Origin of the sequence: Sphingobium nicotianae (genome assembly GCF_018603885.1) — a bacterium.
GTDB classification, from domain to species: domain Bacteria; phylum Pseudomonadota; class Alphaproteobacteria; order Sphingomonadales; family Sphingomonadaceae; genus Sphingobium; species Sphingobium nicotianae.
In genome coordinates, this window is record NZ_JAHGAW010000012.1 from 168,173 (window position 1) to 183,301 (window position 15,129).

The following is a 15,129-nucleotide window of genomic DNA, read 5'->3' on the forward strand; positions in this document are numbered from 1 at the left end:
TCTTATGCAAGATGAGGAGGTGCGCGCTTCCGGGCAATAAACGTGGCAACACGAGGCGACCGGCCCGCCATTCGCTTCGATCTTACACTGAAACGGTGACCACCCGAACATCGCTTTCTTCGCAAACGCGCCGGAATTTGGGGCTCCCGGCATAGTCGGTGACGAAAATGTCGATCTGACTCAAATGTCCGATCCGGATCGGCGCCTTTCGACCAAGCTTCATCTGGTCAGCCACGAGGATCACCGAGCGGGAATTTTGCATAATCGCGTGAGAGACTTGCACTTCGCTGAAATCGAAATCCAGCAGCGAGCCGTCTTCGTCGATGGCGGACGCCCCGATGATTGCGAAGTCGACCTTGAAGTTCTTGATGAATTCGACTGCCGACGGGCCGACGGTCGCACGGTCGCGATGCCGCAGGCGCCCACCCACGACAATCAGCTCGATGTCCGGATTCGCGCCCAGAATATCGACGACATTCAAGTTGTTGGTGATGACCAGAAATCCTGATCGCTCGGCCAGTTGCCTGGCGACTTCCTCCGTCGTGGTGCCGATGTTTATGAAGAGCGACGCGCCGTCGGGTATCAGGGCCGCGGCAGCCTCACCGATCCTGCGCTTTTCGGCCTCGGCCAGTTGGCGCCGGGCTTCATATTCCAGATTCTCGACACCTGACCCCAAAAGTGCCCCGCCATGGACGCGCGAGAGCAAGTTCCTTGCGCATAATTCATTGAGATCCTTGCGAATGGTCTGCGGGGTGACAGAAAGCCGCGTCGCAAGGTCGTCGACCGTGACTTTGCCCACGTTACGCGCGATTTCCACGATTTGGCGCTGTCGTTTTACCGGCGAGATACCCATGTCGTTTGCCGCTCTCCATCTCTGGCTGCCTGAATGGAGGTGACATACGGACGCGTCTCCATGATGCATCGACTCAAACCCCGGTCAGTTGAAGAACGTCTATCGCGCTCGATCGATGCAGGTTAGCAAAATCGCGGGACGGGGCCTCACCGCTATTATGTCCGGAGGAAGACCAGCCAGCATGGCCAAATGCGAGCGGTCGTTCCTGGCAACCCATCTCGCCAAACCGAGAGTCCGGATTGCCCAAAGGTCATGCTGAGGCCACACTATCAGCAACGGTATATGCCGCGCACCTGCCCCCCCATGTTGCTGTATTCACGATCAGAAAGAGCCAAAAGCCGCATGCCTCAACTCTTCCTGCTTTAACGCGATCCAATAGGACAGTCCGATTTCGCGACGGCGTAAATGGTCCAGCTGCGCTGTCCTTTCTTCCTGAAGAGGAAGACGGCTGGAGTCATCGCGACACGAAATCTAAGCAAAAAATCGAAAGATAGTTTGTTTCGAAATTTTCGTTTTGTCTGCTGTAGGGCGCAAAGCGCTTGCAGCGGAAAAGATTCCGGCGTAACCGCATTTTTACGGAAATTTTTCCGGCAATGCAAGAGTCGTGCTGCACGGGGATGCAGATCGATCCGTGGCGGCGTTGGAAAGGGGCTGAGAAGACCGCGATACAGCGGGCTTCCGTCGTTGGAAAAGGGGGGCGATGGGTCAGAGGGCCGTTGCGAGCATTGTCTGTGGCATTGGCCCGCGTGGCGCTTTCTTGGGCATGTCCCCATTGAGCGGCGCAAAAGCCGCAAAACCGTCATTACCGGCATGTCCATCAGCAGAGCAGTCTCGCGTGCGTCGGGCGACGGCGGTGTTTGCCGCAGTGAGCGGCGATCAGACTAGGCTCGCCAAAATCTGGCCTCGCCGCGGTGCCGCGAAGCCCGGTCAGGCGCAACGACAGGCTTCTTAGGAGGCGCGCATGCGAAGAATCAGGGACTCTATCCGTATTCTCCTGGCACTCTCATGCGGATCGCCCGTGTGCGCGCAGAGTGGAGCCGAGGCGCCCGCCGTCGTCGCCAATGGGCCGAAACTGCGGATCGAGAAGATCAAGATCTATTCGCGTGAGATAGCCGGCAATCTCCTCGGTACGCCTGCTGATCGTGACGTGACCGTGATCCTGCCACCGAGCTACGACAAGCAGCCTGGCCGATTATATCCCGTGGTTTACGGCCTCCATGGCTTTTCGAACACGGGACAGGGCTGGGTCGAGAAGTTCCACATCGTCGATGCCGCGCAGGCGGCTTTCGCCCGGGGCACTCCGGAAATGATCCTGGTGTTCCCAAGTGCCGACAATGCCTTTGGGGGCGCATTTTTTACCAACTCCCCGACGACTGGCAATTTCGAGAACTTCATCGCGGATGAGCTCGTGGCCTATATCGACAGCCATTACCGCTCGATCCCCCGACCCGAAGGCCGGGGTCTGATGGGTCATTCGATGGGCGGTTACGGCACCGCGCGCATCGGGATGCAGCGGCCGGGGCGTTTTGGCGCGCTTTACCTCATGTCGCCCTGCTGTCTCGCGCCGCTGGGCACGCAGGGGCTGACGAAGAAGGAAGTGGCGACGATCGCCGCGATGAAAAGTCCCAGCGATGCCGCGGGCGCCGCCTTCCCTATCCAGGGGCCGCTCGCGACGGCCGCAGCCTGGTCGCCCAATCCCGCCAAGCCGCCCCTGTATGTGGATCTTGCCGTCGATGAAAATGGAACACCGCGCCCCGATGTCATGGCGGCGCGGACGGCCAATGCTCCGCTCGCCTTCATCGACCAGTATATCTCCGAACTGCGGTCTTATCGCGCCATCGGGATAGATGTTGGTGACAAGGACACGATCGTTCCGACCGCTACGCGGATGCATGAAGTCCTGGATTCGTACCACATCAATAACAACTTCGAAATCTATGAGGGGACTCACACAAGTAAAGTCCAATCTCGATTTCAGGACGTCGTACTTCCATTTTTTGGCCATGTATTTTCTGAATATATCGTCAAATAATGATGACTCATCATAGATAATACTCAAAAATTCATATGAAAAATGTAAAAATAGGGAGGAGATTATATGAATAAACTGAATCGACTAACCATGGTTACAATGGCCGCCCCGGCGGCATTGTGCGCCGCATCGGCCTGGGCGCAGGAAAATACCGCGTCGGGCAGCGGCATTGAGGACATCGTCGTCACCGCCACGCGCCAGGCGACCAACCTTCAGGACACGCCAGTCGCGATCACGGCAGTGACGTCGGAAGCACTTGAGGAGCGGGGGCTCACCAATATTGGCGACCTCACCTCCGTGGTTCCGAACGCGCAGTTCCGCAAGACGCAAGGCGCATTTGGGCCGGGCGTGTCGGCCTCCATCCGTGGTGTCGGTCAGGCGGATACGAGCCTCGCCGTCGAGCCGGCCGTCGCCTTCTATCTGGACGATGTCTATTATCCGCTTCTGCTGGGCTCAAACTTCGATCTGCTGGAGATTGACCGGATCGAGGTGCTGCGCGGTCCGCAGGGAACGCTGTTCGGACGTAACTCGCTGGCGGGTGCCGTCAACATCGTTTCCAGGCAGCCCTCGACCGCCGAGACATCCGGCCAGGTGCAGGTGACGATCGGCAATTATGACCGCCGGGAACTGCGCGCCGGGATCAACCTGCCGCTTGGCCAGAACGTCGCCGTGTCCCTGTCTGCTTTGTCCAAGAAGCGCACCGGCTACCAGCGCATGCTCGATTTTACCTGCGAGATGAAACGACGCGGTACGCCTGCGCTCGCCGGCAGCCTGCCCTACTCAAATCTGCTGAACGTGAAGTCGACGGATGATTGCACAATCGGGCACATGGGCGGCGAAGACGTTCAGGCCTATCGTGGGTCCTTGTTGTGGAAGGCGTCCGACGATCTGACGATCACCCTGAGCGCGGATTACATCCGCGATCAGAGCGAGAATGCCGCCGATACCATCGTCAGCATCCTGGGCAATGTTGCTACGCCCAACACCATCTCCGCCGCGAATTATTTCGGCATTGCCTATGACAGCCGCTTCGTGACCGGCAGCCCCTACACAACCTATGCCACCTATAATGATCCGATCGGCGCGGGTACGGTGATCCCCGGAAATACTTATTATAACGGGTTCAAGGTCAACGGCACGTCGGTCCGTGGAGGCAGCCGCTTTGAACCATTCACCGATCTGACCAACTGGGGCGTCAGCGGCAAGGTGAGCTGGGACATCACGCCGGATATCAACCTGCTGACAGTCGTCTCGCATCGCGAGCTCGATTCCACCCAGACCTATGATGACGACGGGTCGCCGCTTAACCTCGTGCAGCGGCTCGGCACGAATACCGAAAGCTACTGGACCGTGGAAGCCCGGCTGTCCGGAAAGTCCGAGCTGATCGACTGGGTCGTCGGCGCCTTCTACTTCAAGGCGGATGGTCGGCAGAAGGGCCTGTTCATTTCGCCCGCCAGCGCGTTCCAAAGGACGATCAATTCGACCTTCGATCCGACCAGCAAGGCGGTGTTCGCCAATGGCACGATCCGCCCGTTTGGCGAGAAACTCGGCTTCACCGGCGGCTTGCGCTACTCGGACGACAAGAAGGTCGTCAATTTCGTGAATCTGGTCGACACCACGCCCAATCCCGCTTCGGACACGGTGTTCTTCATCGTTCCGTCCCAGAAGCGGATCGACTGGAAGGCAGGCATCAATTATCAGGCCACGCGCGATATCCTGCTCTATGCGTCGGCTGCGTCGGGCAACTCGCTGCCCAGTTTCAACTCTCGCCCGCTGCAAAAGACGCAGATCTACCAGTTGGATGGCAACGAAGACATTGCCTACGAACTGGGCGCTAAGCTCGACCTGTTCGATCGGCGCGTGCGGCTCAACGTGGCTGCTTTCTACACTGACTTCAAGAATCGTCCGACGACGATTTCCGGCTCGGAAGCGCTGCTCGATTCCGCAGGCAACCCATTGGCGGGCAATCGCACCCTGGTGCCGCTGCCCGGCGGCCCTCCGGGTTCGACCACCTGCGGCGCCGTCCTTCCGACTAACACGGGCATTCAGTGCACCGGGCGAACTTATCCGCGCAACCAGCCGGCCACGGTTCGCGGGTTTGAAGCGGAATACACCATCGCGCCGGTCGATGGCCTGCTCATCAATGGTTCAGTCGGATGGTCCAAGCTTGAGGCGGCGGATATTGACGCGCGAGCGGTCAACAAACGCCAGAACAATCCGTTCTGGACCGCGAACGGCGGCATTCAATATACTATTCCCGTGGGCCAGATTGACGGTACCATCACGCCGCGCCTCGACTGGACCTATGAATCCAGCCAGGTGGTCGGAGGCACGTCGACAGTCTTCAACTCGCTGATGCCGGCCCGTTCGGTGTTCAATTCCCGCATCTCTTACGAGAACAGCAAATATGACTTCTCAGTCGCGCTTGGCGTGACCAATTTGTTCAATAAAGTCTATTATTACAATGTGTTCGATTCACAGGCCTTGGGCGCGGCCTATACCGAGGCGCAACCTGCTCCACCTCGGCAATGGTATTTGACAGTCGCCAAGAAGTTCTAAAATTGAGCAGCGGAGCGGCGTACGCCGCCCCGCTGCTCAGCTGTGCCCGCTGCCGCCGTGCGCGCTAAAAGGACCGGCTCACAACCGCGAGATACGGACCTTGATGCCGTAAATTCCTGCCGCCGCGCGGGGCAAACCGCTACAAACTGAAGCGCCGATGGCGATGCGAAAGCAGCGACTGCGAGTCCTGCAAACGACGACATTCGCTCGATCGAGGGAAGAGATGATAAACGCGTCGATCAGCAACGGCATCAAGCGTCACGATATCTTGCGGGCGTGGCGCGTTCGGCCGGCGTCACCGAAGCATCGGCCATTTATTTGGCGCGCCTTGACTTCCCGTGGCTCGTGCGATCGGTTTTTTCCCTTCCGACGCTCATAAGGGTGAATCAGGGTTGGAGATTGATCGCCACATATGCGCGATGTTCGAACCGTCGAACCCGAGGCCTTCCCTGGGCTGACGGAAGTGGCGGCCGATAATGTCCTCGAACTCGCGCAGGTCCACTTTCGCATTCGGATCGAACGAATAAAGATCGTTCACCGTGACGAGACGCGGCAACATGTACCAGCGATGCGCCCGCACCATCTTGTATTCCGCCTGCACATGAGCGGGAGGAACATAATCCTCCCCATACATATTGCGATAAAGGTCGGGATATTCATAGCCCGCCTTCTCGTCCGGGAAGAATCGGAGCGTGGCGTGGTGACGGATTGCGAAAGTGATCTTCTCCGACACATAGGGCTCGAAAAGCTGGGCGCTCCAGAAGCCATGCTCGCTGCGCATCAGCGACATCGGGAGATCGTGCAGCAGGCAGGCGAGGATGATCTCCTCGTCCATCCCGCGACTTTTCGCTAGGTGCGCGCTCTGCAGACAATGGTCGCGCGATCCCTCCAGACGCAAGCGAATGAAGTCGGTCAGCGTGGGTTTGGCAGGCATGTCGGGAAGATAGCCGACATTGCCCTCCTGACCGGCGAAGAGCTTGCCGACACCGCGCCGGTAGGTCCGCGTGTTGATCTGCGCATTGACTTGGGCGACGGTCGGGAAGGTCTTTTTGGCGGTCGTCAGCGTCTCGTTGAGATGCGCCTCGAGCGCATCGGCCTTCTGTTCGGCGGTCATTGTGGCCAGGACGGCGGCACCGCCCAGCCCGGCGATGAATTTGCGCCGATCGAGCGCGGGCAGGGGCAGGCCCTGGGCAGAAATGGGCTGATCGATCCCGTTGTTTTCACCCATCGCCGACCTCGTATCTGTCCATTTACCGAAAATATTTCCGGCAATGTTTAGACGAGTGTTGCAGGAAGCGCAACGGATGAGGCTATGTGCTTCGGGACGGATGAAGAGAAGCGACCGGCGCTAGAGAAGGACCGAGGCGACCTTCTCGATTTCTTCAGCCGTGCTCCTGAGCGCCGGCAGAAACTCGCTGACCAGCCCGTCGAGGGGCATCTGGCTGACCGAGGTGGCGGCAAGGATCGCCGCGGACTGGGTGCCACTGATCGTCAGCGGTATAGAGATGGACCGCTGGCCGAGGAATATTTCCTGATCATTGATCGCCCAGCCGCGCTCGCGCGTCAGGGTGAGCTGCTCGCGCAGCGCCTCCAGCGAGGGGACGGTGTTGGGCGTGAACGCCTCCAGCTTCAATTCCTTGAGGCGCGCATCGAGTTCCTCCGGCGGCAGCGCCGCGAGCAGGACCTTACCCGGCGCGGTGGCATAAGCGGGGAAGCGCGCGCCCACATGGACGAAATGATGATCGAACTTCACGTAGGTCTCGCGCGCAATATAGACGACGTCCCGGCCGTCGAGCACGGCGATGATGCAGCTGCTGCTGAGCCTGGTCGCCAGTTCTCTGAGGAGCGGACGCGCGGCGCTCGCGAAAGGTTGCGAGGCGAGATAGGCAAAACCGAGATTGAGCACGCGCGCGGTGAGGCGGAAGCGGCCCTCGTTGGAAACGGCATAGCCCAGCAGTTCGAGTGTGCGCAGGATGCGGCGCGTACTGCCCGGTGTCAGCTGTAGCTCACGGGAAATCTGGGTGAGGGTCCATTCGGGATTGTCCGAACTGAACAGTTCGATGACGGCAAGTCCCTTCTCAAGCGAAGGAATGAATTCATCATCATTCGCGCGGGTGGTGCTCACTCACATTCCCTTTTGCCAAGGCCGGGCCGAAATAGCGCCGAACCTGCTCGCGCGCCATTCCCGATGATCGCGCCGTTTCAATAGGACGCGCCGTCAAATGCGCAACTGCCTTCGCTTGACAAGAGGCGCAAGGAACCATAGCAGAAAGCCGGAAATTTTTTCGGTAAAAGCAGACCGCAGTAGACGGCTCTAAGCGAGGGGCGGGAAGGCGAAAATGGAACACGTCGCCGCGTCACAATTCCGCGGTTATCTGTGGCGCGATCACGATAGCACCGCAATCGCTCAGGGCGGCCGCGGTATCAGGCACCTGGTGATTGTCGGCTCCGTCGTCCTGCTGGCGCTGCTGGCTTATGTCTTTCCGGTGAAGACTGGCGAGGATCCGCAGATCGTCGAGTCGAGTATGATCGCCAAGGCGCCGCATCCGCTGATCGGCAAATATTGCATGGGGTGCCACGACAGCGTCGAGAAAACCGCAGGCGTTGCGTTTGACCAGATGAGCCTGAGCAATCCCGACCGCAACGGCGAGATGTGGGAAGCGGCCGTGCGTCGCCTGACGAGCGGGATGATGCCGCCGGCTGGCTCGGCGCGCCCGACCGAGCGCGAAAACATGGAGATGATCCGGGCGATCACGACCCGGCTCGACGCCGCCAATCCGGCACCGGCGCCCACGGTGCTGCGCCGCCTGACCCGCACCGAATATGGCAATGTGATCCGTGACATGCTGGGTATCCATGTCGACGCGACCACGTTGCTGCCGCCTGACCCCGCGGTGAAAGGTTTCGACAATATCGGTGAAGTACTCACCACCTCGCCGGCGCTTGTGCAGGGCTATCTCAATGCCGGCATGAAGATCAGCCAGCTTGCGGTGGGCGATCCCAACCTGACCTCGTCGCGGCGCGTCTTCACCCTCCCGCACAAGCTCAATAATGATCGCTACATCGAAGGTCTGCCGCTCGGCACGCGCGGGGGCAAGCGCACGATGGTGCTGTTCCCGGTCGAGGGCGACTATATGTTTGAAGTGCGCCTTGGCGCGGGCAGCACGCTTTTCCAGAAGTTTGGCGGGGGCAAGTTGCCCAAGGTCGACCTGACTGTCGCGGGCAAGGCTTTCCCCGTCGACAAGGACGGCAAGGCCTGGGTCCACGTCCGGGCTGGAGAATATCCGGTGACGACGGCGCTGCGCGATAACGACCTCGGCCCGGGGGTCGACGATATCTATTCCACCTACAATATTCGCGGCGCGATCGTCGACTTCGCCGTCCAGGGACCATTCAGGGCGAAGAGTGGCGGCAGGACCGTCAGCCGCGACCGGATATTCACCTGCTACCCGCGCAAGCCCTACGAGGAGCGGACGTGCGCGCGCACCATCGTCGCGCGGCTGGCGAGCCAGGCGTTCCGGCGACCGATCGCGGAACAGGCGCCGGAGATGGACCTGCTGATGCGCTATTATGACCTGGGCCGGAAGACTGGCAATTTCGAGAGCGGTGTCCAGCGCGCGCTGGCTTATATTCTCGTCGATCCGCGCTTCCTCTACAAGGTGGAGCAGGAGCCTCGCGGCATCGCGCCCGGCATCATCTATGCCGTGAACCCGGTCGAGTTGGCGTCACGCCTCGCCTTCTTCCTGTGGAGCAGCGCCCCCGACGATCAGCTTATGGCCTCGGCGATCAGCGGGAAGCTTACTCAGCCCGCTGAGCTGGAACGACAGGTGCGCAGGATGATCGCGGACCGCCGCGCCGATGCGCTCGCGGACAATTTCGCCCAACAATGGTTCCGGCTGAAGGAGCTCGACAGCGCCGAGCGCGAGAGCAAGGATTTCGACGATAATCTGCGCTACGCCATGGGGCAGGAAACCAAATTGCTGTTCCAGAGCGTGATGCGTGGCGACCGGCCCGTCACCGAACTGCTCAACGCGGACTATACTTACGTCAACGAGCGGCTGGCGCGGCACTATGGCATGCCTGGCATCAAGGGCGACTATTTCCGGCGCGTTGCTCTCCCTGCGGACAGCCCGCGTCGGGGTCTGCTCGGTCAGGCCAGCATCCTCACCGTGACCGCCGTGGCCAACCGGACCTCGCCGGTCATTCGTGGCGCCTGGGTGCTGGACAATATTCTCGGCGTACCGCCCTCGCCGCCACCTCCCGGCGTAGAGGTCAATCTTGACGCGGCGGGCAAGACGCCCACGACGTTGCGGGAAAGGCTGGCAATCCATCGCAAGAGCGCCGTCTGTGCAACCTGCCACAATATGATGGATCCGATCGGCCTCTCCATGGAGAATTTCGATCAGGTTGGAAAATGGCGGACGCTGGATGGCAAGCTGCCGATCGATGCTACCGGGAGCCTTGTTGACGGTACGCAGCTCAATGGCATTGCGGATCTGCGCAGTGCGCTGCTCAGGCGCTCGGATGCCTTCACTGCGACCGCAACGTCCAAGCTGATGACCTATGCGCTTGGGCGGCCAGTGACCTATCGCGAAATGCCAGCCATCCGGCAGGTGCTGAACGACGCATCGCGCCAGAATAACCGCTTCGTATCGCTCGTTCTGGGTATCGTCAAAAGCCAGCCCTTCCAGACCCGAACGAAGCCCGGCCCGATCGCCGGCGTAGGACCGGTGCGCTCGACCCAGGCCGAGCCACCCAAAAGCGAGAAGAAGAGGAAAGCTGCCTGATGGATATCGACAGTCCCAATCGCCGGCACTTGCTAATCGCCGCGGCTGGCCTGCCGCTGCTCGCGAGCGGATGGTCTGCATTTGCGGCCGATTTGCGGGGTGATGAACTGCCGCTCATTACCACCGGTCTTGAGCATTTCGCCATGACCGTGCCGGACGTCACGAAATGCGCGACCTTCTACTGCTCGGTGTTCGGGCATGGCCTGTTCAGAGAAAAGGATCCCCCGCTTCGCTATTACGTGATGATCGGCAAGGCCTATATCGCCGTCGGCCATCGCGATGGCCTGCCCAAGCCGATCATGGACCATTATTGCGTGACGGTCGAAGGCTATGACCGTGACAAGATGAACGCCGCCATTTCCGCCGCCGGCCTGACGCCGGGGGGGCGCGGCCTTGTGAATGATCCGGACAAGATCGGGCTGCAATTGCTCCCCGATCCGGCCGGGCTCGTCGACACCAATGTACCGGCCGATCGCATCCTCGGGCGCGGCTATGGCCTCGTCCAGCCCTTCGGGATGGATCATGTGTTGCTGCGCGTGGCCGATCTCGACCGGGCAGCGAAATTCTACGACCGCTTCTTCGCGCGTGTTCGCGCCAGGGATGCAGGCGAGATCTGGTATCGCGCGGCCGATACGACCGTGCGGCTCGCCAAGGCCGTGAATGGCAATACCGGGTTCAAGCGCGTCGGCATTCGTGTCGGCCCGTATGATGCCGCCAAGGTCGGGAAGGGCCTTGCCAAGCTGGGCGCCAGCGTCGCGCCGGGCGCCAGCGATGCCCGTCTGCGGTTCACGGATCTGGACGGTTTCGAGGTCGAACTGGTCAAGGTGTGAGGGCTGCTTCACGCCCGGATCGGCCGGTCAGAAAGGTTGAGTGAGATGCATTATATCACCAAAAAGCACCTGTCTCGCCGGACACTGCTGCGCGGCATGGGTGATGTTGCGCTGGCTTTGCCATTCCTGGAATCGATGCTCCCGGCGGCCATTGGCCAGTCTTCGCCCAAGCGCCGCACCCGGCTCGGCTTCTATTATGTGCCGCATGGCGCGGTGATGGATAAATGGATGCCGGCGACCGACGGCGCAAACTTTGCCATGTCGCCCACGCTGCGGTCGCTTGAACCCTATCGCCAATGGCTGAACGTGGTCAGCGATATGGCGCTGCCGCTGGCCTATACCGAGGATGCCTCGGCAGCGGCCAATCATTCCAGCAGCTGTGCCAGCTATCTGAGCGGCGCGGCCATGCACAAGAATGAGAACCGTCTCGGCGTGACCGTCGATCAAGTCGCTGTGCGGCAGATCGGTCAGGATACGCCGCTGCCATCGCTGGAGCTTGGGCTGGAGGGGAGTTCTTCCACGTGCGGCGAAGGCTGGAGTTGCGCCTATCGCGACAGCCTCGCCTGGTGGGACGAGCACACGCCGCTGCCGATCGAGCGCAATCCGCAGGCGGTGTTCGAGCGGCTGTTCGGCGACGGCAAGGACGCCAATGCGCGCGCCGCAAGCCGTCAGCAGGCCGCCAGCATTCTCGATGGCGTGGTCGGCGAAGCCTCGGCCCTGCAGCGCAGCCTGCCCGCGTCCGACAAGCAGCGGCTCGACCAGTATCTGACCGACGTGCGCGAAGTGGAGCGGCGTGTTGCGCTTGCGGATCAACAGGCGGCCGGCGACCTCGAACTTCCCCCGACGCCCGTCGGCATTCCGAGCGATTTCGAGGATCATATCAAGATGATGTTCGATCTCCAGGTGCTGGCCTGGCAGACCGAGATGACGCGAATCTCGACCTTCATGCTCGCGGTCGAGAACAGCAACGCCATCTATCCCAAGAGCGGTGTGCGCGAGGCCTTCCATCCGCTCTCGCATCATTCGAACATCCAGGCGAACAAGGACAAGCTGGCGCAACTCAATGCCTATCATGTCAGCATGTTCGCCTATTTGCTCGAGAAGATGAGGACCACGCCGGACGGGGACGGAACGCTTCTCGACAACAGCATGCTGATGTGGGGCAGCGGCATGGCCGACAGCAACGTGCACAATCATGATCCCGTACCGCTCATTGTCGTGGGTGGCGGCTCGGGCGCGATCAGGGGCAATCGCCATATCCGGACGGGGCCGGGCCGGAAGACCCCGGTGTCCAATCTGCTTCTCGCCATGCTTCAGAAAGCCAACATCAATGTCGATAAATTCGGCGACAGCACCGGTGTCGTGGACCTCTAGATTGTCTCTGCCGCGGCGTCCTGCCGCGATCGCGATCATTCTGGTCCTTGCCGTTGTCGTCATTCTCCTCGCGGTTGAGCAGATGCGTCCCCGCGCGCCTGTCCTGCCAGCGGAGCAGGCGAGCGCGCTCGGCCTGCGCATGGCGGAGGCAGCACGGAACCAGGACACGGCAACTGTCCGATCGTTGCTGGAACAAGGCGCGGACCCCAACCGGCCGAGCCAGGACGGCACACCGGCGGCGCTCTGGGCCACGCATCATTCCGATGCGGCGACGCTCAAGCTCCTCATCGACTATGGCGCCGACGTCAACCGGGCGAACCGCTATGGCCTCACCGCGCTGCATCTGGCGAGCAATCAGGGCGAGGATGAGCTTGCGGAAATCCTGCTCAGGGCAGGCGCAAAGCCTGGCACACCGGACGAGCGGGGCGAGACGCCGCTGATGATGGCGGCGCGTGGGGGCTCGGCCGCGATCGTCGATATGCTGCTCGATGCTGGCGCGGCGGTCGATGCGAGCGACAAGGTCCATAACGTCACGCCTCTGATGCTGGCCGGCTGGTATGCTCATCCCGAAGTGACGCGCAGACTGCTGGCGGCGAAGGCGAAGATCGACGCGAGGACGACGCTCGGCCCGGTGCCCAAATTTACGCCTCCCGGCTTCGGCAATGGCTCGCATGGCGACGGGATCGTGCGCGGCGGCGTCCCGCCACAGGGGCAGCGCGCCGCCGCGCCGGGCGGCATGACGGCCCTGCTTTATGCCGCCCGTGGCGGCGACCTCGAATCGGTCAGAATGCTGGTCGATGCCGGAGCGTCGATCGAGCAGGGCGAGGCCAATGCGGTTCGGCCCCTCCTCATGGCGATCCTCAACAATCGCATGGACATTGCAACCTTCCTTATCGGCAAGGGCGCCAATGTGAATGCGGCGGATTTTTATGGTCGCGCGCCGCTCTGGTCGGCCGTCGAGATGCGCAATGTCGAGTATCCGAGCGACACCTCGGGCGAGCATGACGTCGACCGCCCGGCCGTGCTCAAGGTGATCGAACTGCTGCTGCAGAAGGGCGCCGATCCCAATGCGAGATTGAAGGAATATCCCCCGACGCGGAACTTCCTGATGCAGGGCGGTTCGCTCTCCTGGGTGGACTTCACCGGGCAGACGCCATTCCTGCGTGCGGCCCTCTCGGGAGACGTCACCGTCATGAAGCTGCTGATCAAATATCGCGCGGATCCCAACATCGCGACACTGCGCGGCACCACGCCGCTCATGGCAGCTGCGGGAGTCAACTGGGTCTATTACCAGACCTATGACGAGGGCGAGGACCAACTGATCGAAGCGATCAAGCTCTGCATGAAATATGGGCAGGATGTGAACGCCGCAAACTCGATGAAGGTCACGGCGCTGCATGGCGCTGCGAACCGGGGGGCAGACAAGATTCTGCGGTTCCTCGTCGATCACGGGGGGCGGCTGGAGGATGCGGACGATCAGGGGCGCACGGCGCTCAGCTGGGCGCACGGCGTGTTCCTGGCGACGCTGCCGGCGGTCGCCAAACCCAGCACGATCGCCCTGATCGAACAATTGTGCGCGGCGCGCGGATTGCAGTGCGAGGGCAGCAAGGCGCCGGTCAAGACGGGCCCGGGGCGTACTGCCGGTGGCGCGAGCTCTGGCGGTCTCGTCCGTCCGGGCGGTTTGGGCGGCCTCGGCGGCGCGAAGCCGGTGAATGCGATCGTCCGGCCGGGGCAACAACAGAGGGGAAGGGCTAAGCGCCGATGAATGATTTCATATTTTTTCTCGGCCGCTTTCACGTTCTCGTCCTCCATCTTCCGATCGGCATCCTGCTTCTGGCGGTGTTGATGGAAATATTGTCGCGGCGAGCGCGCTTTGCGGCGCTGGGGCCGGCCGTATCGCTCGTCTGGCTGGCGGGCGCGCTCACCGCGCTGGTGACGGTGGCACTGGGTTATATGCACGCCTCGGAGCCAGGCTTCACCGGGCCGGCGGTCAACCATCATCGCTGGGCAGGCACATTGCTGGCGCTGGCCGCCATCCTCGTCTGGGCCTGGCGACTGGAAGCGCCGGCGATGTTCGCCAAGGTCTGGCCGGTGCCGCTGGCAGCGATCGTCCTGCTCCTCTCGATCACCGGCCATCTGGGTGGAAACCTGACCCACGGATCCACCTATCTCACCGAGTTCGCCCCCGGGCCGTTCCGGACCATGGCAGGAGGCGGCAAAAGCGCGCCGGAAGATGCACCACGTCCCAAGGTCACGGACATCGCCAAGGCGGACATCTATCTGGACATCGTGGCGCCCGCGCTGCGCGACCGTTGCGGCTCTTGCCACAATGATGACAAGAAGCGCGGCGGGCTCTCGCTCGTGCATTATGATGCGCTGATGAAGGGCGGCGAGGATGGGCCGATCATCGCGTCCAAGGACCCGGGTAAGAGCGATCTCTACCGTCGCATCACGCTACCGCGCGACAATTTCGACTATATGCCCAAGAATAACAAGACACCGCTCGATGCAGCCCAGAAAGAGGCAATCCGCTGGTGGATCAGCGTCGGTGCACCAAAGGAGGGGCTCGTCGGCAAACTCGCGCCGCCCGCCGACGTCTACGCCGCCTTAAAGAAGGCTGTCGCCTCCTAATCGATGAGATCGGGCACGTCGCTTCGCGCTCCCGCGCGCGTCAGTGCTGCTGATGGGGCCGAT

At 61.4% G+C, this 15,129-nt stretch carries 10 protein-coding genes; 7 read left to right on the forward strand and 3 right to left on the reverse strand.

Going from position 1 to position 15,129, the window contains the following annotated elements; genetic code table 11:
• Positions 1-82: 82 nt before the first annotated feature.
• Complete coding sequence (locus KK488_RS17745) at positions 83-853, reverse strand: DeoR/GlpR family DNA-binding transcription regulator (protein WP_214625035.1); 771 nt, start codon at positions 851-853, stop codon at positions 83-85.
• Positions 854-1,814: 961 nt separating this feature from the next.
• On the opposite strand from KK488_RS17745, the gene KK488_RS17750 reads away from it, so the two are divergent.
• Both KK488_RS17750 and KK488_RS17755 read left to right on the forward strand, forming a co-directional pair.
• Positions 1,815-2,885, forward strand: coding sequence for an alpha/beta hydrolase (locus KK488_RS17750; protein WP_214625036.1), 1,071 nt, complete (start codon positions 1,815-1,817; stop codon positions 2,883-2,885).
• Between the two features lie 66 nt (positions 2,886-2,951).
• Entirely contained in the window at positions 2,952-5,444 is a 2,493-nt protein-coding gene (locus KK488_RS17755) for a TonB-dependent receptor (RefSeq protein ID WP_214625037.1), read from the forward strand.
• 373 nt (positions 5,445-5,817) lie between these two features.
• Here the strand turns inward: KK488_RS17755 and KK488_RS17760 are convergent, their stop codons facing one another.
• The gene (locus KK488_RS17760; RefSeq protein ID WP_214625038.1) at positions 5,818-6,672 is read right to left on the reverse strand and encodes a hypothetical protein; all 855 of its coding nucleotides are present in this window, start codon (positions 6,670-6,672) and stop codon (positions 5,818-5,820) included.
• A gap of 120 nt (positions 6,673-6,792) precedes the next feature.
• Entirely contained in the window at positions 6,793-7,569 is a 777-nt protein-coding gene (locus KK488_RS21730; RefSeq protein WP_214625039.1) for an IclR family transcriptional regulator domain-containing protein, read from the reverse strand.
• Positions 7,570-7,783: 214 nt separating this feature from the next.
• Here KK488_RS21730 and KK488_RS17770 point away from each other — a divergent pair, with 214 nt between their 5' ends.
• The 5 genes from KK488_RS17770 (at position 7,784) to KK488_RS17790 (ending at position 15,066) form a co-directional block, all read left to right on the forward strand.
• A complete protein-coding gene (locus tag KK488_RS17770; RefSeq protein WP_214625040.1) occupies positions 7,784-10,231 on the forward strand; it encodes a DUF1592 domain-containing protein in 2,448 nt (815 codons plus the stop codon).
• On the forward strand, positions 10,231-11,061 hold the full coding sequence (locus tag KK488_RS17775; protein WP_214625041.1) for a VOC family protein: 831 nt from the start codon (positions 10,231-10,233) through the stop codon (positions 11,059-11,061). The genes KK488_RS17770 and KK488_RS17775 overlap by 1 nt, the downstream gene beginning before the upstream one ends.
• A gap of 45 nt (positions 11,062-11,106) precedes the next feature.
• Positions 11,107-12,435: a DUF1552 domain-containing protein gene (locus KK488_RS17780; protein ID WP_214625042.1), complete on the forward strand. Its 1,329-nt coding sequence runs from the start codon at positions 11,107-11,109 to the stop codon at positions 12,433-12,435.
• An 82-nt stretch (positions 12,436-12,517) separates the two neighbouring features.
• Positions 12,518-14,200 carry an ankyrin repeat domain-containing protein gene (locus tag KK488_RS17785; RefSeq protein WP_214625043.1) on the forward strand — a complete coding sequence of 561 codons (1,683 nt, stop codon included), beginning with the start codon at positions 12,518-12,520 and terminating at the stop codon, positions 14,198-14,200.
• A complete protein-coding gene (locus tag KK488_RS17790; RefSeq protein ID WP_214625044.1) occupies positions 14,197-15,066 on the forward strand; it encodes a c-type cytochrome domain-containing protein in 870 nt (289 codons plus the stop codon). Before KK488_RS17785 ends, KK488_RS17790 begins: the two co-directional genes overlap by 4 nt.
• The last annotated feature ends 63 nt before the right edge of the window (positions 15,067-15,129 follow it).